General features: G+C 69.5%; 23 protein-coding genes. 7 read left to right on the forward strand and 16 right to left on the reverse strand.

The genetic code is table 11. The features are described from left to right. Window position 1 precedes the first annotated feature (1 nt). Window positions 2-2710, reverse strand: a complete 2709-nt coding sequence (locus PQ455_RS17465; RefSeq protein WP_273687548.1) for a bifunctional [glutamine synthetase] adenylyltransferase/[glutamine synthetase]-adenylyl-L-tyrosine phosphorylase — start codon at window positions 2708-2710, stop codon at window positions 2-4. An 86-nt stretch (window positions 2711-2796) separates the two neighbouring features. Between PQ455_RS17465 and PQ455_RS17470 the strand changes: the two genes are divergently transcribed. After that, window positions 2797-2967, forward strand: coding sequence for a hypothetical protein (locus PQ455_RS17470; protein WP_273687549.1), 171 nt, complete (start codon window positions 2797-2799; stop codon window positions 2965-2967). A 103-nt stretch (window positions 2968-3070) separates the two neighbouring features. On the opposite strand, the gene PQ455_RS17475 is transcribed toward PQ455_RS17470, so the two are convergent. The 3 genes from PQ455_RS17475 to PQ455_RS17485 all read right to left on the reverse strand — a co-directional run bounded on the left by PQ455_RS17475 (window position 3071) and on the right by PQ455_RS17485 (window position 4828). Continuing rightward, the gene (locus PQ455_RS17475) at window positions 3071-3703 is read right to left on the reverse strand and encodes a sigma-70 family RNA polymerase sigma factor (RefSeq protein ID WP_273687550.1); all 633 of its coding nucleotides are present in this window, start codon (window positions 3701-3703) and stop codon (window positions 3071-3073) included. A gap of 100 nt (window positions 3704-3803) precedes the next feature. Continuing rightward, the gene (locus tag PQ455_RS17480) at window positions 3804-3944 is read right to left on the reverse strand and encodes a hypothetical protein (RefSeq protein ID WP_273687551.1); all 141 of its coding nucleotides are present in this window, start codon (window positions 3942-3944) and stop codon (window positions 3804-3806) included. A 95-nt stretch (window positions 3945-4039) separates the two neighbouring features. Then, window positions 4040-4828 carry a response regulator gene (locus PQ455_RS17485; RefSeq protein ID WP_273687552.1) on the reverse strand — a complete coding sequence of 263 codons (789 nt, stop codon included), beginning with the start codon at window positions 4826-4828 and terminating at the stop codon, window positions 4040-4042. Window positions 4829-5160: 332 nt separating this feature from the next. On the opposite strand from PQ455_RS17485, the gene PQ455_RS17490 reads away from it, so the two are divergent. The 3 genes from PQ455_RS17490 (at window position 5161) to PQ455_RS17500 (ending at window position 7430) form a co-directional block, all read left to right on the forward strand. Then, complete coding sequence (locus PQ455_RS17490) at window positions 5161-5355, forward strand: NepR family anti-sigma factor (protein ID WP_273687554.1); 195 nt, start codon at window positions 5161-5163, stop codon at window positions 5353-5355. A gap of 72 nt (window positions 5356-5427) precedes the next feature. Continuing rightward, complete coding sequence (locus PQ455_RS17495; RefSeq protein WP_273687556.1) at window positions 5428-6993, forward strand: sensor histidine kinase; 1566 nt, start codon at window positions 5428-5430, stop codon at window positions 6991-6993. Window positions 6994-7295: 302 nt separating this feature from the next. Next, complete coding sequence (locus PQ455_RS17500; RefSeq protein ID WP_273687557.1) at window positions 7296-7430, forward strand: entericidin A/B family lipoprotein; 135 nt, start codon at window positions 7296-7298, stop codon at window positions 7428-7430. Between the two features lie 177 nt (window positions 7431-7607). On the opposite strand, the gene tatC is transcribed toward PQ455_RS17500, so the two are convergent. From tatC to PQ455_RS17530, 6 genes are all read right to left on the reverse strand, one after another. After that, window positions 7608-8369 carry a twin-arginine translocase subunit TatC gene (tatC, locus tag PQ455_RS17505; protein ID WP_273691432.1) on the reverse strand — a complete coding sequence of 254 codons (762 nt, stop codon included), beginning with the start codon at window positions 8367-8369 and terminating at the stop codon, window positions 7608-7610. A gap of 14 nt (window positions 8370-8383) precedes the next feature. Beyond that, complete coding sequence (gene tatB / locus PQ455_RS17510) at window positions 8384-8887, reverse strand: Sec-independent protein translocase protein TatB (RefSeq protein ID WP_273687559.1); 504 nt, start codon at window positions 8885-8887, stop codon at window positions 8384-8386. Window positions 8888-8976: 89 nt separating this feature from the next. Beyond that, window positions 8977-9219 (reverse strand): twin-arginine translocase TatA/TatE family subunit, encoded by a 243-nt coding sequence (locus PQ455_RS17515; RefSeq protein ID WP_273687562.1) that lies wholly within the window; start codon window positions 9217-9219, stop codon window positions 8977-8979. An 86-nt stretch (window positions 9220-9305) separates the two neighbouring features. After that, window positions 9306-9881, reverse strand: a complete 576-nt coding sequence (scpB, locus tag PQ455_RS17520; protein WP_273687564.1) for an SMC-Scp complex subunit ScpB — start codon at window positions 9879-9881, stop codon at window positions 9306-9308. Next, window positions 9878-10651 carry a segregation and condensation protein A gene (locus tag PQ455_RS17525; protein WP_273687566.1) on the reverse strand — a complete coding sequence of 258 codons (774 nt, stop codon included), beginning with the start codon at window positions 10649-10651 and terminating at the stop codon, window positions 9878-9880. Before PQ455_RS17525 ends, scpB begins: the two co-directional genes overlap by 4 nt. A 139-nt stretch (window positions 10652-10790) precedes the next feature. Continuing rightward, complete coding sequence (locus tag PQ455_RS17530) at window positions 10791-12038, reverse strand: SPOR domain-containing protein (protein ID WP_273687568.1); 1248 nt, start codon at window positions 12036-12038, stop codon at window positions 10791-10793. Between the two features lie 109 nt (window positions 12039-12147). On the opposite strand from PQ455_RS17530, the gene PQ455_RS17535 reads away from it, so the two are divergent. The 3 genes from PQ455_RS17535 (at window position 12148) to PQ455_RS17545 (ending at window position 16577) form a co-directional block, all read left to right on the forward strand. Beyond that, window positions 12148-13392: a sensor histidine kinase gene (locus PQ455_RS17535; protein WP_273687570.1), complete on the forward strand. Its 1245-nt coding sequence runs from the start codon at window positions 12148-12150 to the stop codon at window positions 13390-13392. Further along, a complete protein-coding gene (locus tag PQ455_RS17540; protein ID WP_273687571.1) occupies window positions 13389-14066 on the forward strand; it encodes a response regulator transcription factor in 678 nt (225 codons plus the stop codon). Before PQ455_RS17535 ends, PQ455_RS17540 begins: the two co-directional genes overlap by 4 nt. A gap of 69 nt (window positions 14067-14135) precedes the next feature. Beyond that, window positions 14136-16577: a TonB-dependent receptor gene (locus tag PQ455_RS17545; protein ID WP_273687572.1), complete on the forward strand. Its 2442-nt coding sequence runs from the start codon at window positions 14136-14138 to the stop codon at window positions 16575-16577. 1 nt (window position 16578) lies between these two features. Here the strand turns inward: PQ455_RS17545 and PQ455_RS17550 are convergent, their stop codons facing one another. From PQ455_RS17550 to PQ455_RS17575, 6 genes are all read right to left on the reverse strand, one after another. Beyond that, window positions 16579-17754 carry a vWA domain-containing protein gene (locus tag PQ455_RS17550; RefSeq protein ID WP_273687573.1) on the reverse strand — a complete coding sequence of 392 codons (1176 nt, stop codon included), beginning with the start codon at window positions 17752-17754 and terminating at the stop codon, window positions 16579-16581. Window positions 17755-17844: 90 nt separating this feature from the next. After that, complete coding sequence (locus tag PQ455_RS17555) at window positions 17845-18699, reverse strand: OmpA family protein (protein WP_273687575.1); 855 nt, start codon at window positions 18697-18699, stop codon at window positions 17845-17847. Between the two features lie 25 nt (window positions 18700-18724). Next, a complete protein-coding gene (locus tag PQ455_RS17560; protein WP_273687577.1) occupies window positions 18725-19075 on the reverse strand; it encodes a hypothetical protein in 351 nt (116 codons plus the stop codon). Window positions 19076-19226: 151 nt separating this feature from the next. Next, window positions 19227-20111, reverse strand: coding sequence for a DUF817 domain-containing protein (locus tag PQ455_RS17565; RefSeq protein WP_273691436.1), 885 nt, complete (start codon window positions 20109-20111; stop codon window positions 19227-19229). Beyond that, on the reverse strand, window positions 20108-20953 hold the full coding sequence (locus tag PQ455_RS17570; protein WP_273687578.1) for an AAA family ATPase: 846 nt from the start codon (window positions 20951-20953) through the stop codon (window positions 20108-20110). The genes PQ455_RS17565 and PQ455_RS17570 overlap by 4 nt, the downstream gene beginning before the upstream one ends. A gap of 182 nt (window positions 20954-21135) precedes the next feature. Continuing rightward, window positions 21136-21831 (reverse strand): DUF6975 family protein, encoded by a 696-nt coding sequence (locus PQ455_RS17575; protein ID WP_273687579.1) that lies wholly within the window; start codon window positions 21829-21831, stop codon window positions 21136-21138. Window positions 21832-21960: the final 129 nt, after the last annotated feature.

Raw genomic sequence — 21960 nt, forward strand, 5'->3', positions numbered from 1 at the left:
ATCATTCCTCCTGGGGTTGCGGCGTCATATCGAGCCGCGCGACCCGGCGCCACTCGCCCGCCACCAGAGCCCGCGCATCGGCATAAGCCGCCATCAGCGCCGCCCAGTCGGGCAGGCCGCACGCCCGCGCCACGATCGGGCGGGAGGCATCGGCCGGCGCCTCCGATCCGGGCGAGACGAGCCGCAGGGTCACCAGCAGCCGGGTCATCAACTCATGCGCGGCGGCGAAGCCGGGATCGAGCAGCCCGGCCTCGGCCAGCGCCGCCGCCGCCCGGCGCAGGCGCGGATCGAACGCGGTGCGATGGCGCAGCTGGAGCAGGTGGACGGTGAATTCGGCATCGATCAGCCCGCCCGCGATCAGCTTCACGTCGAGCGGCCCGGCCGGCGGCTTGTGGCGCGCGACATCGCCGCGCATCTTCACCACATCGGCGGTGAGCGCGGTATCCTCGCGCGGGCGATCCAGCGTGGCGGCGATGATCGCCGCCACCTCGGCCCGCGCCGCGTCCGATCCGAACACGGCCCGCGCGCGGGTGAGCGCCATATGCTCCCATGTCCAGGCGCTCTCCGCCTGATAGCGCGCGAAACTGTCGAGCGAGACGGCGAGCAGCCCCTGCGTGCCGGACGGGCGCAGCCGCGTGTCCACCTCGTACAGCGGCCCGGCGGCGGTCGGCACCGAGAGCGCCGCCGAGACGCGGCTGGCGAGCCGCTGGAAATATTGGGTGGCGCCCAGCGGCCGGCGGCCATCCGATTCCGCCGCATGATCGCCGGTGAACAGGTAGATCAGGTCGAGATCGGAGGCATGAGTCAGCGATCCGCCGCCGAAGCGGCCGAGCGCCAAGATCACCAGCTCGCCGCCCGGCACCCGGCCATGCGCCGCCTCGAACTCCGCGACGGCGGCCGCGCCCAGCGCCGCCAGCGCCGCCTCCGCCACGCGGGCATGGCCGCGCGCGACCTCGATCGCGTCGGACGCCGCCTCGATCAGCTGCACCCCCAGCGCGAAGCGGCGTTCGCTCACCTGCCGGCGGACGCTGTCGAGCAGGCGCTCATAATCGTCGCCCCGCTCGCGCGCCGAAAACTGCGCCGTCAGGGTCGCCACGTCGGGCGGCGGGGTCAGGCTGGTGGCGTCGATCAGCCCGTCGAGCAGATCGGCACGGCGGCCGAGCTGCGCCGCCAGCGCGGGCGCGTGGCTGAGGATATCGGCCAGCAGCGCCAGCAACGCCGGCCGCGCCTCCAGCAGGCGGAACAGGTTGATCGCGCTCGGCAACGCACGGACCAGATCGTCGAAGCGGTTGATCGCATGCGCCGGATCGGGTGCCGCGCCCAGCACGGCGGCGAGGCCAGGCAGCACCTCCTCCAGCGCGGCCTGCGCCTGCGGGCTGCGCAGCGCGCGAATGTCGCCCGCGCGCCAGCCCGCCACCCGCGCCCGCGCGCCGCCCGCGTCGGTAAAGCCCAGCGCCGCCAGCGCGCCTTCCAGCGCGTCGCCGTCCTGCGGCAGGCCGGGCGCGGCCTCATCCTCCAGCGCGTCGTAGATATGGCCCACGGCGGTGATCGTCGGCGCGAGCAGCGCGAGCAGCGCCGCGCCGTGTGCCAGCCCGTGCAGCCGCGCCACGCCATCGAGCGCGGCCGGATCGCGGGGCAGGCGGTGGGTCTGCTGGTCGTCGATCATCTGGAGGCGATGTTCGATCGTGCGGAGCAGGCGATAGGCGTCGCCCAGCACCACCGCCTCGTCGCGCCCGATCCGCCCCGCTCCGGCCAGCGCCGCCAGCGCGTCGAGCGTGGCCGGCGCGCGCAGGCCGGGTTCGCGCCCGCCATGGATGAGCTGATGGATCTGCGCGAAGAATTCCACCTCGCGGATGCCGCCGCGCCCGCGCTTCACGTCGTACCCCGGCCCCAGCGCCTGCCCCTGCGCATAATGGCCGCGAATGCGCCGGCTGAGCGCGCGGATCTCGCCGATCGCCCCGAAATCGAGTGAGCGGCGCCACACGAACGGGCGGATCTGATCGAGGAAGCGCGCGCCCAGCGCCACATCCCCCGCCGCCGCGCGGGCGCGGATGAAGGCGGCGCGCTCCCACGGCAGCGCGCTCGATTCATAATGGAGCAGGGCCTGCGCGTAGGGCACGGCGAGCGGGCTCGCCTCGGGCGTCGGCCGCAGCCGCAGATCGACCCGCAGCACATAGCCGTCCGCCTCGCGCGCCTGAAGCAGCTCCACCACGCGCCGCGCGATCCGCACGGCCGCCTCGCCGGGGTCTTCGTTGGGGCGCAGCGGCAGGGTCGCGGGATCGAAGATCAGGATCGGATCGATGTCCGACGAATAATTGAGTTCGCGGCTGCCATGCTTGCCCAATGCCAGCGCCGCCATGCCGACCGGCTCGGCATCGGGCGTGCGTTCGAGAATGGCGGCGCGGATCGCCCGATCGAGCGCGCGATCGGCGAAATCGGAGAGCGCCCGCGTCACCTGTTCCATCGTAAGCAGGCCGGCGAGATCGCCCACCGCCACCGCCAGCGCCACCGCCTGCCGCTCGCGCCGGAGCGCGCGGGGGGTGGGGTCTTCTGCCGCCTCCGCCCCCGCCGCCGCGATCGCCGCCGCCACGCCGTCCGCCTCGATCCGCGCCACCACCTCCGGTCGCCGCTGGGCGAGCAGCCGCAGGAAGGGGGCATCGCGCTCGATGCGCGAGAGGGCGTCGGCAAGGGCGAGGGGATTCTGGGTCACATCACCTAACCTGAATCAGCATTCCGCCTGCGAAACGGCGGAAAAGAGCAACTTACCGGCACATGCCTCGTTATCGCATCATGGAGATGGCAACACATACCCAGACAGGCCGGAAAATCGGCGGCGGGTCGAACCCCGAGGCGGTCACGCCCCCTTCCCCCCTGGAAGGCGTGGGTGGAGCATTGCGCGCCGTCTTCGGCCGACAGGCGGAGGACATGCCCTCCGAATTCCGCGCCCTGCTGGACAAGCTGCGCTGAAATAATCACTCGGTGCTCCTGCGAAAGCAGGAGCCCAAAGCCCCAACTGCCGCGCTCCGATAACCCTGGGCTCCTGCCTCCGCAGGAGCACGGGGTTCGCGGCTCAATGGCCGCGGCTGAGGTCGTCCACTTCGTCCATGATCGTCTGCAACGCGGTGTTCACATTCTCGGGCGCTTCGCGGCGCGACGGCAGCTTGCCGTCGCTCAGCAGCGCTTCGAGCGCGACCCGGCCGCGCGCGACCCGGCTCTTGATCGTGCCGACGGCGCAACCGCAGATCTCGGCCGCTTCCTCATAAGCGAAGCCCCCCGCGCCGACCAGGATCAGCGCCTCGCGCTGCGGCTGCGGCAGGTGGAGGAGCGCCCGCTGGAGATCGCCCAACTCGACATGGCGATCCTGGCTCGCCGGCGCGGCGAGGATCTTGGCGGCGGTCACATCGTCCCACTCGCCCTTGAAGCGGGCGCGGCGCATCTGGCTGAGGAACAGGTTGCGCAGGATGATGAAGGTCCAGGCGCGCATGTTGGTGCCGGCCTGGAATCGCTTGCGCGCGGCCCACGCCTTCAGCAGCGTTTCCTGCACCAGATCGTCGGTGAGATCGCGATTGCCCGAAAGCGAGCGCCCGAAGGCGCGCAGATGGGGAATGACGCGGGCGAGTTCATCGCGAAACGCATCGTCGGACAGAGCGACATGCTCGGGCGGCGCTGCGGGCTCGCCCTCGGTCGTGTCCAAATCCGTCATGCGTCAGGAATTCCCCTCCGGCGGCCGGGGCCGCCCACTTCGTCATATATAGGCGACGCGAGTCGCCATTGCGAGCCCCGGCGGTGCGGGGCTCCCGGGCTTATCGATACAGGAACAGCAGCACGGCGAAGATGATGACGATCAGTGTCAGCGAAATGCCGAGGACATAGCGCGTCACTTTCGTCTTGGAGCCGGCGCGGGCTTCGGTGCCCGTCAGATGCGTGTCGCCCTCATGTACCATGATCGTCTCCTGAAGCCCGACCGGCGTTTCCGCCGGTCGTTGCACGCCTCAAACAACCGCGTGCCGGCGTTCAGGTTCCATCGCCGCCGTTTCGGTCAGGCCGGAACGGTGGCCGAATCGAAGAACAGCGCCTGGCTGATCGCGGCCTTCACGGTCGATCGCTGGAACGGCTTGGTGATGAGGAAGGTCGGCTCGGGCCGCTCGCCGGTCAGCAGGCGTTCCGGGAAGGCGGTGATGAAGATCACCGGCACCGCGAATTCGGCGAGGATGTCCTTCACCGCGTCGATGCCGGAGCTGTCGTCGGCCAGCTGGATGTCCGCCAGCACCAGGCCGGGGCGCTGCGCGATCGCCTGCGCCACCGCCTCGTCGCGGGTGACCGCCACGCCGGTGACGTTGTGGCCCAGATCGCGGACGATCGTTTCCAGGTCCATCGCGATGATCGGCTCGTCCTCGATGATGAGCACGTCGGCATGGGTCTGGCGCTCGATCTCCGACAGCGCCTCGCTGACGAGGTCGTCGACCTCGGCGGCGTCGGTCTCCATCAGATAGCCGGCGTCCTCGGAGGTGAAGCCCTCCATCGCCGTCAGCAGCAGCGCCTGGCGCGAGCGCGGGGTGATGCGGGCGAGGCGGGCGCTGGCGATGTCGCCGCCGCCGACGCCGTCATTCTCGTCCTGATCGAGATTGGTAGAGGCCCAGATGCCCTGGAACATGCGGTAGAGGCCGACGCGGGCATCCACCTCGCGGGGGAAATCGTCCGGCGCGGCGACGATCGCCTGAAGAGTCGCCCGGACATAATTGTCGCCATGCTGCTGGCTGCCGGTGAGTGCGCGGGCATAGCGGCGCAGGAAGGGAAGGTGGGGCGCGAGATCCTGGCCGAGCGACATGGTCGTGAATTCTCCTTCGATGTGCACATGGAGTCCGGGCCGTGACGCGCCATCCCCCGGGATGGTCCTTCGGGGCCCTTTCGCCCCTGAAACCACCCCCTTGCCCGTCCGCCGGCCCTGTCGGGATCGGTGTGCGGGTTTTGCTGGAACCATCCTGCGCGTGTTTTGTTTCAGCCGCGGGCAGCCAATTCGTAACGGACGTTTCAGGCCCGTGACGACATAGGTTGCATGTTTAGGGGTTTGGGCGCTAGCCACGACACGGGATGTCCGGGGTGTCTGGCGCGGGACCGATGTGATGATCGCTCTTCACGGGGCGAAAGGGGACGGGCGATTTGGCTTCCAGGAATGATGACGACGAGGCCAAGCGCCCAGCACTCGACAGCAAGGATGGCAGCGGCGCGGCGCGTAAAGCCACCCGCAAACGTAGCGAGAATCATGTCGGCAACGCCCTGCGCTCTGCCTATGACGAGGCAGTCCGCGAGGATGTTCCCGACGAATTCCTGGATCTGCTGCGCAAACTTTCCTGATGATACCGGGCTGATGGCGCACGCCGGCGCTACGCAGCCCCGCGCTACGCAGCATCGTGCGGCGGCAGACTGATGGCGTCCGAGGCTCCCGCCCGGGCGCGCGCCGCCGCCCGCCTGACCGGCGTTTCCTCCGGCACGCGGATGCTGGTGATCCTCACCCTCTGCCTGCTGCCGCTCGGCCTGATCGCGCTCTTCGCCTCGATACGTTCGGCCCAGAACAACCGCGCCCAGCATGAACTCGACGCCGGCATCATCGTCCGCCAGGCCGCCAGCCAGATCGATATCCTGATCGAGCGCGATGCCCAGCGGATGCGTGCCGCGATCGGCAGCGGCGATCCCGGCTATGTCGCCTGCCGCGCGCAACTGGCGGGCCTGGCCACGGCGCTCGCCGATCAGGGTGCCCGCACCGCGCTCTACACCCGCACCGGCCTGCGCCGCTGCGCCAGCGATCCCGCCCCCGGCCGTGCAGCCCCGCCGCGCACCCCCGACACGATCGACGTGCTGGCGCTGGGCGATCCGCGCGGGATCCGCCTGACGGTGCCGTCCGCCAGCGGCTATGCCGCCGCCGACATTCCGCTCGCCGCCTTCGACAGCGCCGTCTCGCCGATCACCCAGTCGCATGGCGCGACCCTGATCCAGGGCGCCGCCCGGCTGCGCCTCGGCCCGCCCCGCCCCGGCGGCGCGCTCGACCAAAGGGTCACCGTCACCGCGCCCGTCGCCGGCGGGCAGATGGCTCTGGCCATGACGATCAACGTCGCCACGGTCAGCGCGATCGAGGTGCTGCTGGTGCTGCTGCCGATCCTGATGTGGCTGGCCGGCGCCATCATCGGCTGGCTGGTGGTGGAACGGCTCCTGCTGCGCCCGCTGGCCGATCTGGAGCGCGCCGTCACGCGTTTCAGCCCCGAGGATCCCGAATTCGTCGTGCCGCGCCTCGCCACCCCCAGCCACGAGATCCGCAATCTCGCCGAGGCCTTCCGCGCGTCCGCCGCCGAGATCGCCACGCACGAGGCCGAGCTGGAGCAGGGGCTGATGCGCCAGACCAAGCTCACCCGCGAGGTGCACCACCGGGTCAAGAACAACCTCCAGGTCGTCGCCTCGCTCATCAACCTGCACGCGCGCGGCACGCAGGGCGACGTGCAGCGCGCCTATGCCTCGATCCAGCGGCGGGTGGATGCGCTGTCCGTCGTCCACCGCAATCATTATGCAGAGATGGAGGAAAATCGCGGCATCAACCTGCGCACCCTGCTGAGCGAGTTGGCCGCCAACCTGCGCGGCTCCGCCCCGCCCGAGGCCACGCATTTCTCGATCACCGTCAACATGGCGCCCGCCGCCGTGACGCAGGATACCGCCGTCCCCATCGCCTTCCTGTTCACCGAGGTGATCGAACTGGTGATGGATTGCGACCCCAAGGGTGGCGCCGCGCTGGCGGTGACGTCCGGATCGGTCGCCAACCGCATGCTGCTGACGATCGTGGCGCCCGGCCTGCGCGGCGAGGCCTGTACCGAGCATCCCGCCTACGAACGCTTCCGCCGCATCATCGAGGGCCTCGCCCGCCAGCTGCGCTCGCCGCTGATCTACGATGCCGAGCACGGCAGCTACGCGATCGAGATTCCCAGCCTCGCCGACCCGCTCAACTGAGCCGCGCCATAATCGAACCTTTTTCGAATCTTTTTTGTCGCGGGTGAGGAACCCTTGGCCGCGAGGGCGGTTCTACACTTCGGATAGCGACCTTTTGCCCCCCCCGCTCTCGCTATCCACTCTTAGGGCCCGGACACGTCGTTTCCCCCCCACGACGTCTCCGGGCCCACTCATGTCCGGGGCATTTCGTCCAGATATATCAATGCGCTGGCCCGATGGACGGTGGCGGAACAAACCCCCGCATCGGCGATTGGTCCCGCGATCCGCCGGTCATCGACGGAGCGATCTCAAGGAGTTTCAACATGCGTAAGGTTCTCGCGCTCGCGCTGGTCGCCGGCACCCTGATGGTTTCGGCGTGCAACACCGTCGAAGGCGCCGGCAAGGACGTTTCCTCGGCGGGCGACGCCGTGTCGAAGACGGCCAACAAGTCGAAGTAATTCGCTGGCCTTCGGGCTCACGTGAGAAGGCGTCGCTTCCGAGAGGGGCGGCGCCTTTTTCGTTCGAGCGGCGCCAATGACCCTTCGCCCCGAGCGAAGTCGAGGGGCGTGCACCCAAGCGGTGCGTCCGATCGCACGCCCTTCGACTACGCTCAGGACGAACGGGTAAAAGGACGGCTAGGCCGCGTCCGCGCTCGTATCGCTGGCGATCTTGGCGCGCTTGCGTTCGGTCAGGCGGATGCCGATCAGGGCGAATTCGTAGAGGATGACCAGCGGGACCGCCATCAGCATCATCGATCCCACGTCGGGCGGGCTCAGCACGGCGGCGATCGCGAAGTTGAGGACGATGGCGTAGCGGCGGAAGCCGCGCAGCTGATCGCCGGTGATGATCCCGCCGCGCTCCAGCAGCATCAGCAGCACCGGCAGCAGGAAGGCCGCGCCGAAGCCGAACAGGAATTGCATCACGAAGCTGAGATAGCTGCCCACCGCCGGCAGCGCCTCCTGCTGCAAGCCGCCGAGATTGCCCGAGAAGCTAAGCAGATAGTGCAGCGCCAGCGGGATCGCGACGAAATAGGCGAGGCTGGCGCCCATCAGGAACAGGATCGGCGTGGCGCAGATGAAGGGCAGCAGCGCGCGCTTCTCCTGCTTGTAGAGGCCGGGCGCCACGAACTTCCAGATCTGGTTGGCGATCACCGGAAAGGCGATCATCAGCGCCGAGAAGAAGGCGACCTTCAGCTCGACGACGAACGCCTCGAAAATCTGGGTGTAGACCACCTTGCCCTGCCCCGCGACGACCAGCGGGTGGACGAGAAAGCCCAGGATATCGCGCGAGAAATAGAGGCAGACCGCGAAGGCCACGCCCACCGCGCCCATCGACCAGAGCAGGCGGCGGCGCAGCTCGATCAGATGCTCGAGCAGCGGCGCGCGCGACGAATCCATTTCGTCGGGTTCGCTCACGGCTTCGACTCGCTGGATGGGGCGGGCGGTTCCTCGGCCTTCAAGGGCTCGGGCGCCGCTGTCGGTGCGGGATGCGGGATATGCGGGGTCGGCAGCACCTCGCCGGGGATCGGCTCGGGCACATGCGCGCCATCCTCGGGCGTGGCCGTGGCGGGGTGCGGCGGATAGTCGGTGGCGGCGGGCAGCATCGGCTGCGGTGCGGGTTCGCCCGTCTCGCCCTCGATCACCTGGCCATCGACGACCTGGCCCTCGATGGCGGGCGTCGGCGGATGCTCGCGCATGATGCGCTCATTTTCGGCGCGCCACTTCTTCTCCATCTCCTCCAGCTCGGACTGGCGGACGATCTCGTCCAGCCCCTCGCGGAAATGGCGGGCGACGCCGCGCGCGCGGCCGACCCAGCGGCCGACCACGCCCATCACGCGCGGCAGATCCTTGGGGCCGATCACGACGAGCGCGATGATGGCGATGACCAGCAGTTCGGTCGGTGCGACGTCGAACATCGTGCGATCAGCCCGCCAGACCGGCGGAATCGCAACGCATCAGATCGGGACGCGCGAAACGCTCCATCGAAAACAGCCCCCGAAAACGATCAGTGCGCCGGACGATCGTCCTTGGCGGGCTGAAGGTCACGGTCGGGGTTCGGCTCCAGCGGCGGCTGCGCCTGAAGGCGCACGGGCGGGTTGGCCTTGGCCTCGTCCTCTTCGGACATGCCCTTCTTGAACTGCTTAACGCCCTTGGCGACGTCGCCCATCATCGCGGAGAAGCGACCGCCGCCGAGCAGCAGCACGGCCACGACCGCGAGGATCAAAATATGCGGAAGCGACAAGCCCATCACGAATCTCCCGGGGAGTGTGACGCCTATCTAGGCGTCCCCGCGCCGCTTTTCCACCGTAAGCTGACGGATCGGTGACGATCCGGTTACATGTCGGCGTCATCGTCCTCTTTGGGGGCCGCACCCAGCGCCTCCTCCAGCGCCAGATCGACCGGATCGAGCAGCCCGGCGGCGCGCAGATCCTCGATCCCCGGCAGGTCGCGGCGGGAGGCGAGGCCGAAATGGGTGAGGAAACCCGGCGTCGTCGCGAACAGCAGGGGCCGCCCCGGCCCCTCGCGCCGCCCGGCCGGCCGCACCCAGCCCGCCTCCAGCAGCGTATCGACCGTGCCCTTGGCGACGGTGACGCCGCGGATCGCCTCGATCTCGGCGCGGCTGACCGGCTCGTGATAGGCGATGATGGCGAGCGTCTCGATCGCGGCGCGGCCCAGCTTGCGCGGCTCGCTCTTTTCGCGGCGGAGGAGATAGGCCAGATCGGGCGCGGTCTGGAAATGCCAGCGCCCGCCACGCTCGACCAGTTCGATGCCATGGCCCTGATAGCGCGCGGCGAGGCCGTGCAGCGCCTCGCGCACCGGCCCACCGATTACCTCGACGATCTCGGCCTCGCTCATCGGCCCCTCGGCGGCGAACAATGCCGCCTCGACCTGCCGTTCGCTCTCGGTCATGCCCGGCGCACCATCAGCGGGGCGAAGGCGGCCTCCTGCTGGAGCGCGACCTTGCCCTGCCGCGCCAGTTCCAGCGAGGCGACGAAGCTGGAGGCCAGCGCCGAGCGGCGCAGCTGCGGGGTGAGGCCATCGGGCAGGAAACTTTCCAGGCTGGACCAGTCGAGCCGGATACCCACCATCTTCTCGACCAGCGCCAGCGCGGCCTCCAGCGTCATCACGTCGCGGTGGGCGACGATGTGGACGACCGGGCGGTTGCGCGCCTGCACCGCGCCATAGCCGGCGAGCAGATCGTAGATGCTGGCCTCCCACGCCGGCTTCCTCACCACCGCCAGCCCCTCCGGCGCGCCGCGCACGAACACGTCGCGGCCGAGCCGGTCGCGCGCCATCAGCCGGGCGCCCGCCTCGCGCATCGCATCGAGCCGCTGGAGGCGCAGTTGCAGGCGCAGCGCCAGTTCCTCGGGGCTGGGCTCCACCTCGGGATCGCGCGGCAGGAGCAGACCCGATTTGAGATAGGCCAGCCACGCCGCCATCACGAGATAATCGGCCGCCAGCTCCAGCTTCACCGCCCGCGCGCCCTCGACGAAGGCGAGATATTGCTCGACCAGCTGGAGGATCGAGATTTCGCGCAGATCCACCTTCTGGTTGCGCGCGAGGGTGAGCAGCAGGTCGAGTGGTCCCTCCCACCCGTCGAGGGCGAGGGTCAGCACATCCTCGTCGGGCGCCCGCCGCACGGGTGCCTCGAAATCCTCGAAGAGATCGGGTGCGGTCATAATTCGATACGCGGAAACGCTGCACTGCCGTGCTCCTGCGCAGGCAGGAGCCCAGGGGCGGCAAGCGGTGTCCTCAGTAACCCTGGGCTCCTGCCTGCGCAGGAGCACAAGGAGAGCGCGGAAATTAGCGCACCCGCAGTCAGGGCGCGACCGGGAAGCAGCCGTTGCCCACCGCGACCACCGCGCGGCAGATGCGCTGCGCCTCGGCCTTGCTGGCGACGCCGGCGGCCTGGAGGCGGGTCACCGACCCGGCGGCTTGCGGCGCATAGCGCAGGCCCTGCAACATGCCGACCCGGCCCGAGAGCTTGAGCCACGCCTCCTTGGCGCCGCCGGGCGTGGCGAAGGCGCCGAGCTGGATCTTCCACGGGCCGGTGCCGGCCGGGCGCGGCGCGGGCTTCGGCGGGGCCGGCCTGGGCGCGGGCGCCTCGGCCACCTGCACCGGGGCCGGCGGGGGCGGGGTGTAGGCGGGCGGCACATAGGCCGGCGGCGCGGCGCGCGGCGGGGCGACCGGCGCGGGGGCGGCCGTCGATCCCGGCACCGGCACCTGCTGGATCGTACCCGGCACGCTGCTGGCGCGCACGTTCACTTCCGGCCCCGGCACGGCGACGCTGGCGCCGTCCATGTTCACCGTCGGGCCATCGGCGGCGGGCGGCGGGGGCGGGGCCATCGGCGGCGCCTGATAGGGCGGCTGGTAGGCGGGCGCGGCGGCGGCCACCTGCGCGGGTGCCGGAGCGGGCGCGGCTGCCGGGTTGACCGGTGTATAGCCCGTGCCCTGCGGCACGCGCGGCGAGGCGGGCGGCTGGCTGTTCTGCGCGAGGCGCGTATCGGCCGTCACGCCCGCCGCCGCCTTGTCCTGCGGCGTCAGATAGCGTTCCATCTGGTCGAGGCTCTGCTTGGCCTGCGGGATGCCGGCGGCCGACGCCTTGGTCATCAGCGCATAGGCGCCCGGCCAGTCCTTGGCGGCGAAATCGCCGTTGAATTTGGCGGTGCCCAGCACATACATCGCGCGCGGTTCGCCCCGGGCGGCCGATTTCTCGATCCACATCATGGCTTCCTTGCGGTCGCCCTGGCGGAACAGCATCAGGCCCAGCAGGTCCTGCGCGTCGGCGAAGCCGAGCTGCGCGGACTTGCGATACCATTTCTCGGCTTCGGCCAGGTTCATCGTCACGCCGCGACCCAGCTTATAGGCCTGGCCCAGGTTGAACTGCGCCTCGGGCACGCCCGCGTCGGCGTCGGGGCGCCATTCGATCACCGCCTTGTTGAAATCGCCGGCCATCCACGCGGCATTGCCCTCGGCAACACCCGCGAGCGCCGGGGCCGACGCGAACGCCAGCAGGAGCGCCGTCACACCGATCGCCTTGAACTTCACAGCCCCGAAACTCCCCACGCCGGCCTCCAATCGCTTGCTATCGCATGGGCAGGTCCGCGCAAACACGTTTTGCGGCGAAGCAGCACGACCATTGCATTCCGCCGGCCGATCGTGGACCCCGTGCCGCATGGAGGGGCGCCAGCCACGACGCATCGCATGGGTGCCGGCCGGCTATGCCGCCGGGCTCGGCCTGTGCGTGGTCGCGCTGGTGGCGGTGGCCATCGCGAGCCTGGGGCAGGCCGAGGGCCTGCTCCGCCGCAGCGTGCGATCGCAGGAGCAGATGATGCTGGCCGATCGCATCCTCGACGCCGCCCGCACCGGCGGCGACATCGCGCCCCTCGCCGCCGCCTATCGTCATTCCACCGCCGCCGAGCGCGCGCTGACTGGCGGCGACGCGCGCGAGGCCGACGAGGCGGCGCATCTGGCGCGCCTCGCCGCCGCCCGGCCGATCGACAGCCCCGCCGTCCGCCGCCTCGCCCGCGCCATCGTCGATCGCGAGCGCGGCGAGATGGGCGAGACGGCCGAGGCGATGGCGCGGCTGCGCGCGCGCACGCCGCTGCTGATGGCGGGGCTGGCGGCGCTGCTGGCGGGCGCGGTGTTGCTGGCGGCACGGCTGCTGCTCGCCGCCAATCGCCGGCTGGAGGTCGAGGTGGCCGCCCGCACCGAGGCGCTGACCGCGCGTTCGGCCGAACTGGCCAGGATCGACAGCGACCGGCGGCTGTTCCTCGCCACCGTCGGCCACGAATTGCGTACCCCCGCCACGGTGCTGCGCGGCGAGGCGGAGGTGGCGTTGCGCGGCCGTCCCGATCCGGCGGCACAGCACGCGGCGCTGGAGACGATCCTCACCCACGCCGGCCTGCTCCACCGCCGGCTCGACGATCTGCTGGCCCTGTCGCGCGCCGAGGATGGCCGCCTCGCCCTGACCCACGCCCCGATCGACCTGCGCGCCGTGGTCGAGCGCGCTGCCGCGCTGGCCCGGCCGTTGCTGGTCGACACCGATCTGGCCGTCACCTTGCCCGATGCGCCGGTGGCGGCGACCGGCGACGGCGAATGGCTCGCCCACGCCATCCTCGCCGCGCTCGACAATGCCGGCAAATGCTCGCCCGAGGGGGGACGGGTCCACCTCGCGCTCGATCGCGACGGCGGGGTGGCGCGCATCACCGTCACCGACGAGGGCGTCGGCGTGGACGAGGCCGATCGCCCCCATCTGTTCGACGCTTTCTATCAGGGGCGCGGCGCGCCGGAGCGCGGTGGCAGCGGGCTCGGCCTCACGCTCGCCCGCTGGGTGATAGAGCAGCACCAAGGCACGATCGCCGCCGGGGACCGGCCGGGCGGGGGGCTGCGCCTCGTAATGCGGCTACCGCTCGCGTGACCGCGATCCTGCTCGTTGAGGATGATGCCGCGATCGGCGGCTTCGTCGGCCGGGGGCTGCGTGCCGAGGGCTATCGCGTCGAATGGCTGCGCTCGGGCCGCCGCGTCCGCGCCGCGCTGGAGACGGGCGCCTTCGCCGCGATGATCCTCGATCTCGGCCTGCCCGATGCCGACGGCAATGCGCTGTGCCGCGCGCTGCGCGCCGAGGGCCTGACCACGCCGATCCTGATGCTGACGGCCCGCGCCGCGCTGGAGGATCGGCTGGAGGGCTTCCGCGCCGGCACCGACGATTATCTCTCCAAGCCCTTCGCCTTCGAGGAACTGGTGCTGCGGCTGGCCGCCCTCGTCCGCCGCTCGGCCGGCGCCAGCGTGCCGGGCTATGCCAACCTCCGCCTCGATCCGCAGGCGCCGGGCGCGGTGGTGGATGGGGTTCCGCTGTCGCTCAGCCGTCGCGAATACGACCTCCTCGCCGCGCTCGTCCGGGCCGGCGGCGAACCCGTCTCGCGCGAGCGGCTGATCGCCGACGTGTGGGGCGATGGCGAGGCGAGCGACAATGTCGTCGACGTCTATGTCGGCTATCTCCGCCGCCGCCTCGCGACGCTGCCCACTGCGCCGCGGATCGCCACCGTGCGGGGCCACGGCTACCGAATCACACCAAAGGACGAGACCGCCTGAGAGCCGTCTCAGGACGCCCGTCGCCCGCCTCGCCTACCAGACCCGTCATAACAGAACGGGGAGTGAGCGATGCGTTTGGGGACACGGATTCTGGCGGGCACGTCGATCCTGGCGATGGCCGCGCCGGCCCTCGCAGCTGGAGCGCCGGCCGACATCATCGTCACCGCGCCCACCCCGCTCGCGAAGGAGGCCGGCGTGCAGGCCGCGACCGCCGCGAGGATCGAGGCCACCCGCGCGCTCGACCTGACCAACTTCCTCGTCCGCACCGCGCCGAGCGTCACCGTCACCGAGACGCAGGGCAATCCGCTCCAGCCCGACGTGAATTATCGCGGCTTCACCGCCTCGCCGCTGCTGGGCACACCGCAGGGCTTGTCGGTCTATCTGGATGGCGTGCGGGTCAACCAGCCGTTCGGCGACGTGGTGAGCTGGGATCTGATCCCGCGCGCCGCGATCCGCACGGTCGAGGTGGTGCCGGGCTCCAACCCGCTGTTCGGCCGCAACACGCTGGGCGGCGCGATCGCCATCCGCACCAGGGACGGGCGCGGCGAGCCCAAGCTCGCGATCGAGGGCCGCGCCGGATCGTTCGGGCGACGGCTGGCGCAGATCGAGGTGGCGACGGGCGGCGACAGCGGCTTTTACGGCTACGCCACCGCCAACCGCTACGGCGACGACGGCTGGCGCGACTCCTCGCCCACCCGCTCCTTCCAGAGCTTCGCCAAGGGCGGCTGGGCGGATGCCACGACCGACGTGTCGCTGTCGGGCGGCTATGTCGTCAACCATCTGACCGGCAACGGCCTTCAGGAGATGCGGCTGCTGAACGCCGATCGATCGAGCGTCTATACCAAGCCCGACGAGACCCATAACCGCGCCGGCTTCCTCACCGCCACGCTCGACCATCGTTTCTCGGACAGCATCCGCTTCGTCGGCAACGCTTATTGGCGCAGGATCGCGACGCGCACCTACAATGGCGACATCAACGAAGGCGCGCTGGGCGAGAATGTCTATCAGCCCTCCGCCGCCGAGCGCACCGCGCTGACCGCCGCCGGCTTCACCGGCTTCCCCACCGCCGGCGAGACCCAGGCCAACACGCCCTTTCCGAAATGGCGCTGCATCGCCAACGCGCTCCTCAACAGCGAGCCCAACGAGAAGTGCAACGCGCTCATCAACCGCACCCGCGCCAAAGAATATCAGCTCGGCGGATCGGGCGAATTCCGCTTCACCTCCGCCAACAATGTGCTGGCGGTGGGCGGCGTCTATGAAGCCAGCCGCGCCCATTTCACGCAAAGCTCGCAATTCGGCTATCTGACCCCTGATCGCGGCGTGATCGGCGTCACCGGGCGGGGCGCCTTCGCGGACGGCTCGCAGGATTCGGAGAATGCCTTCGATGCCCGCGTCAATCTGATCGGCCGCACCTATGCGCTGAGCGGCTATGCCACCGACACCTTCATGCTCACGCCCGGCCTCGGCGTCACCGCATCGGTGCGCTACGATCGCACGATCGTGCGCAACAGCGACCGGATCACGCCGGGCGGCGGATCGGGCTCGCTCGACGGGCATCACCGTTTCGACCGGGTCAATCCCGCGGTCGCCCTCACCTATCAGGATCGCCGGGTCGGTTTTCATGCGACCCTCAGTCAGTCCAGCCGCGCCCCCTCCGCGATCGAGCTGGGCTGCGCCGACCCGGCGAACCCGTGCCGCCTGCCCAACGCACTGGCGGGCGATCCGCCGCTCAAGCAGGTGGTGGCACGGACCGGCGAGATCGGCGGGAGCCTGCGCACCGGCGCGGTCGAGTGGAACGCCAACATCTTCCGCATCGTCAACCGCGACGACATCCTGTTCGTCGCCAGCGACGCCACCGGATTCGGCTATTTCCGCAACTTTGGAAAGACGCGGCGGCAGGGGATAGAGGCAGGCGCGACCGCCCGCTTCGGCAAGCTCGGCCTGACGGCGCATTACACCTATCTGGATGCCACCTATCGCAGCGAGGAAGCGGTCAACGGCGAGGCCAACAGCAGCCGCGACGGCCCCGCCCCCGGCTTCGAGGGGGAGATCGAGATCGGGAAGGGCGACCGCATCCCGCTGGTGCCGCGCCACATCTTCAAGGCGGGCGCGACGCTCGACGCGACCGACCGGCTGACCCTTTCGGCCGACATGGTCGCCATCTCGGGCTCGTTCGCGCGCGGCAACGAGAATGGCGAGCACAAGGCCGACGGCGTCTATTATCTCGGGAGCGGGCGCACCAAGGGCTATGCGGTCGTCAACGGCGGGGCCGAATGGCGCCCGGTCGAGGGGCTGAAGCTGTTCGTCGAGGTCGAGAATCTGTTCGACAAGGGCTATGCGACCGCCGCGCAACTGGGCGTCACCGCCTTCGACGCCGCCGGCCGCTTCGTCGCCCGCCCGTTCGCGGCACCCGTGATCGGCGGCGAACGCCCGCTGGTCAGCTCGACCTTCTATGCACCCGGCGCGCCGCGATCGGTGTGGGTGGGGGCGAAGGTGAGCTTCGGGAAATAGCCTATCGCTTGCGGATCAGTCCGCGCATCGCCCGCTCCAGTCCATCGAGCGTCAGCGGATACATGCGGTCGTCCATCAGCTCGCGGATGATGCGGATCGACTGGCTGCGCGGCCAGTAACTTTCCTCGACCGGGTTGAGCCAGGCGGCCGAGGGATAGGTGTCGGTCAGCCGCTTCAGCCACAGGGCGCCCGGCTCCGGGTTCATATGTTCGACCGATCCGCCCGGATGGGTGATCTCATAGGGGCTCATCGAGGCGTCGCCGACGAACAGCAATTTGTAATCGTGGCCGAATTTGTGAAGCACATCCATCACCGGGGTGCGATCGGTGAAGCGGCGTTTATTCTCCTTCCACACGCCTTCGTAGACGCAATTGTGGAAGTAGAAGAATTCGAGATGCTTGAACTCGGCGGTCGCGGCCGAGAACAATTCCTCGCAGGTGCGGACGTGATCGTCCATCGATCCGCCGATATCGAGGAACAGCAGCAGCTTCACCGCATTGCGCCGCTCCGGCCGCATCGCGATGTCGAGGAAGCCGCGCCGCGCGGTGCCGTCGATCGTGGCGCCCAGATCGAGCTGGTCGGCCGCGCCTTCCCGCGCGAAGCGGCGCAGGCGGCGCAGCGCGATCTTGATGTTGCGCGTACCGAGATCCTGATTGGCGTCGAGATCGCGGAATTCGCGCTTGTCCCACACCTTGATCGCGCGGCGGTTCCGGCTCTGTCCGCCGATCCGCACGCCTTCGGGATTGTAGCCGCTGTGGCCGAACGGGCTGGTGCCGCCGGTGCCGATCCACTTGCTGCCGCCTTCGTGGCGCTTTTCCTGCTCCTCGAGCCGCTTCCTCAGCGTCTCCATGATCTCCTCCCAGGAGCCGAGCGATTCGATCGCTTTCTCCTCCTCCTCGGTCAGCATCTTCTCGGTCACGGCGCGCAGCCAGTCGGCGGGGATTTCGGCCTGCTCGCCCTGGGCGGCGATCACGCCCTGAAAGACCTGGGCGAAGACGCGATCGAATTTGTCGATCATCGTCTCGTTCTTCACATAGGTCGCGCGCGCCAGATAATAGAAATCGTCCAACGTGCGATCGATCACCTGTCTGTCGAGCGCCTCGAGCAGCACGAGATGCTCCTTGAGCGACGCCGGAATGCCCGCCGCGCGGAGCTGATCGAGGAAATTGAGGAACATGGGGACGAGGCTACACCCCGCCCGTCGCCACGCAAAGAAAAAGCCCCTCCCGTTTCCGGGAGAGGCTTCATCCTCAAAAGCGATCGCCGATCAGTTGAGCGCGGCGAAGCTGTTGGCCTGCTGGCCGACCAACGTCACTTCGACGCGGCGGTTCTGCTGGCGGCCGGCGCTGTTGCTATTGTCGGCGACGGGCTGGGCCTCGCCATGGCCGACCGATTCCACGCGAGACGGATCGACGCCCATCGTGGCGAGCGCACCCTTCACCGCCGAGGCGCGGGCATCGGACAGCAACTGGTTCGACGCATCCGACCCCTGCGAATCGGTATGCCCATCGACCCGCACCTTCACCTCCGGGTTGGTCTGGAGATAGGCCGCGAGCGGCTGGAGGCGGGCAGCGGCGCCCGGCTTCAGCTCGGCCTTGCCGGTCTGGAACACGACATCCTGCAACACGAGGGTCGCGCCGAGCGCGGTCTGGCGCATGTGGAGATCGGCCAGCGCCGCGCGGGCCTTGGCGGCCTCGGCCTGCGACCGGGCGGCATCCGCCTGCGAACGGGCGGCGGCGGCACGGGCGCGATCGGCCTCGGCCTGGGCGCTCGCGACCTGATCGGACTTAATTTGCGCGGTGGCGACGGCGCGATCCTTGGCGCTCGCCACGTCGGCGCGGGCACGGGCCGAGGCGATCAGCGCGTCGATCTCCGACATGGAGGATTCGACCTGCTTGGAATCACGATCGTCGAGGCGCTTTTCGAGCAGCGGCAGCGCCGCTTCGGCCTTGTCGAGTTCGGCCGAGCCGAATTGCGCGACACCGGGCTCGCCGCGCGCGGCGGCGATCTTGTCGCGATACTGGTTGACGACGACGCGGTCGGTCTTGCCGGCCAACGCGGGGCCGGCACCGGCGCCGGCGAGGAGGGTGGCGGCCATCAGGCCGACGAGGATCTTCTTCATGGAGTCTCTCCCTGGAATGGCTGGATCAGTTCGGGCGGACGGTGGCTGCGGTCAGCGCCGTCTGGCCGTCGATCGTCTGCTTCTGCTGGGTGGTGGCGGCGAGTTCGGCGAGCGCGCTCGCCTCGCGGGCGGCGGCCTGCGCGCCATCCTCGTCGCTCTTCTTGAATTCATGCTGCGCCTTGTCGAGCGCCATGCGACCGCGCGACTGGATGTCGGCCGCCTCACCGGTCACGCCGGTCTTCTCGTTCATGTCGAGCTTGGCCTTGGCCTCGGCGATCGCGACGCGGGCATTGTCCCGGTCGCCCGCCAGCGCCATCGTCGGCGCGCAGACGACCATGGCCGCGGCAAGCGCCGCAGCGGCGAAATGACTACGCATGATGATACTCCGATAATCTGTAACCGGGGCGAAGAATGCGATCGAACCCCTGTTGGTTCCCCGCATGGATCCTGCGAATACGCCCCGATCGCCCCGGTTTTTCTCATGTTCATCGGGGGTTTATCGTTCCGCGTCTGTGACGAGGCCGGGTTTATTGCGGCTTATCAGCGGCCTGCGCCGCATCCGGCGCCCCGTGCACCAGGGTGACCAGCACGAACGAAATAATCATCAGCAGATACCACGCACCGAGCTTGGCGAGCGACACCGGCGCCCAGCCGTGCGCCTGCGACGGATAGGTCCAGGCGCGGGCAAAGGTGCCGATATTCTCGGCGAACCAGATGAACAGCGCCACCAGCAGCCAGCCGAGCAGCAGCGGCATCCGCCGATCCACCGCCGCCGGGCGGAACACCACCCAGGTCCGCGCGAACAGCAGGATCGTTACCGCGAACAGGCCGATCCTTATGTCGGGCAGCCAGTGGTGCGCGAAGAAATTGAGGTAGATCGCCACCGCCAGCACGATCGTCGCGCCGCGCGGCGGATAGCCCGGAAAGCGGAAATCGAAGATCCGCCAGACCCGCGCGATATAACTGCCGACGGCGGCATACATGAAGCCGGAGAAGAGCGGGACAGCGCCGATCCGCAGCAGCCCCGGCTCGGGATAGACCCACGATCCCACGCTCGTCTTGAACAGCTCCATCACCGTGCCGACGATGTGGAAGGCGAGGATCACTTTGGCCTCGGCCAGCGTCTCCAGCCGGAACGCCAGCATGCCGATCTGGATCGCCAGCGCCGCGACGGTGAGGAAATCGTAGCGCGCGATCGGCGCCTCGGCCGGCCACGACATATGCGTGACGAGCAACAGCCCCAGCATCAGCCCGCCGAACAGGCAGGCCCAGCCCTGCTTGAACCCGAACAGCAGAAACTCCCACACCCCCGCCCGCCAGCCCGTGCGCGGCGTGCGCGCCTCGAGCGCAGCGCGGATGCGGGCGAAGCGGGTGGCGCCGACAGAGGCCGGCGCGTCGCGCGGCTCGGTCAGGCGCCCTGCCGCCGCGCCAGGAACGCCAGCCGCTCGAACAGCATCACGTCCTGCTCGTTCTTCAGCAGGGCGCCGTGGAGCGGGGGGATGGCCTTTTTCGGGTCGCGGTTCTGGAGGATTTCCAGCGGCATGTCCTCGTGCATCAGCAGCTTCAGCCAGTCGATGAGTTCGCTGGTCGAGGGCTTCTTCTTCAGGCCCGGCACCTCGCGGATTTCGTAAAATATCTCCAGCGCGCGCGAGACGAGCAGTTTCTGGATGCCGGGGAAATGCACGTCGACGATCGCCTGCATCGTCTCGCGATCGGGGAACTTGATATAATGGAAGAAGCAGCGACGCAGGAAGGCGTCGGGCAGCTCCTTTTCGTTGTTGGAGGTGATGACGACGATCGGACGTTCCTTCGCGGCCACCGTCTCGCCCGTTTCGTAGACGTCGAAGCTCATCCGATCGAGTTCCTGCAACAGATCGTTCGGAAATTCGATGTCGGCCTTGTCGATCTCGTCGATCAGCAGCACGGGCAGCTGGGGCGCGGTGAACGCCTCCCACAGCTTGCCCTTGCGGATGTAGTTGGAAATGTCGTGGACGCGGGGATCGCCCAGCTGGCCGTCGCGCAGCCGCGCCACCGCGTCATATTCGTAGAGGCCCTGATGGGCCTTGGTGGTGGATTTCACATGCCATTCGATCAGCGGCGCGCCGGCCACCTTGGCGATCTCGTGCGCCAGCACGGTCTTGCCGGTGCCGGGCTCGCCCTTCACCAGCAGCGGGCGCCGGAGCGCGACGGCGGCGTTGACCGCGACCTTCAGATCATCGGTCGCGACATAGCCGCTGGTGCCCTCGAAGCGCATATTCCGTCTCTCCACCTCTGCCTTGGAGAGAAGGGTTAACAGGGTGAGTCTTTGTTAGGAAGGCCGCACCGGCCCACACCCCCACCCGACCTCCCAATCAGGATATGCTATGGGAGGTCGGGTGGGGGTGTGGGCCGGTGCGGCCCGGAAGGCGCCGCCGGCGCCTTCCCACAAAGACGCCCTTACAAGCCCCGGCGGGCCGAGCGGCGGGCATCCAGCAAATCCCACAGGTGGCGATGCTGGGCCAGCATCTGCTCCGCGCCGAAGCGGATCGCGCGGGCGATGGTCTGGCTGGTCGCGGCCACCGTCGTCACCGCCTCCAGCGTCTCCGCCTGCCCCGGCAGGCGATAGGGCTGGAGCGCCACGTCGAAGCGCAGCGCGACCGCGTCGAGCAAGGGGCGGATCGCCTGCCAGTCGAGCACCAGGCCGGCCGCCGCGCCCAGCGCGCAGCCGGCGCGGTCGGATCGGGCGAGCAGCTCGATCGCCTGGCGCTGGCCGGCGATCGCCGAATCGGCGCTGGCCTGCCCCGGCGTGGAGGGCATCGGCCCCGCCGCGACGACAAGGCGGGTGAGGTACAGGCGCTCGCCCTCGAACCCGGCGATCGCCTGGCCGAACCAGCGGCCGACCGGCTCGGCACCACGGCGCAGGCTCGCCATATCGACCACGCCGGGGTGGCGGCCATGCAGCGACGAGAGGTAATGCGCGGCATCGGCCAGCACCCGCGCCACGTCCAGCGCGTCGGCGGCGTCGCGGGTCGGCACCGCGCAGCGCCCGGCGCTACCGTCGGTCATCACCATCGCCGCCAGATCGGTGGCCAGATAGCGTGCGCCCGTCTCGAGGCTGTCGCGCTGCGGTTGATCGTTGGTCTGCATGGACATCGGTATAGGCAAGGGAGGTGGTCAAACCGCTCAGAAGCATGGTTTACACGCCGTTTAGGGTCCATTTTGGAAGCGGTGGAACGGGTGCCCGCGCGCGGCCGCCCGGCGTGCATTGCGCTCCCGCCGCGC

Source organism: Sphingomonas naphthae (genome assembly GCF_028607085.1).
In the GTDB taxonomy this organism is placed as follows: Bacteria; Pseudomonadota; Alphaproteobacteria; order Sphingomonadales; family Sphingomonadaceae; genus Sphingomonas_Q; species Sphingomonas_Q naphthae.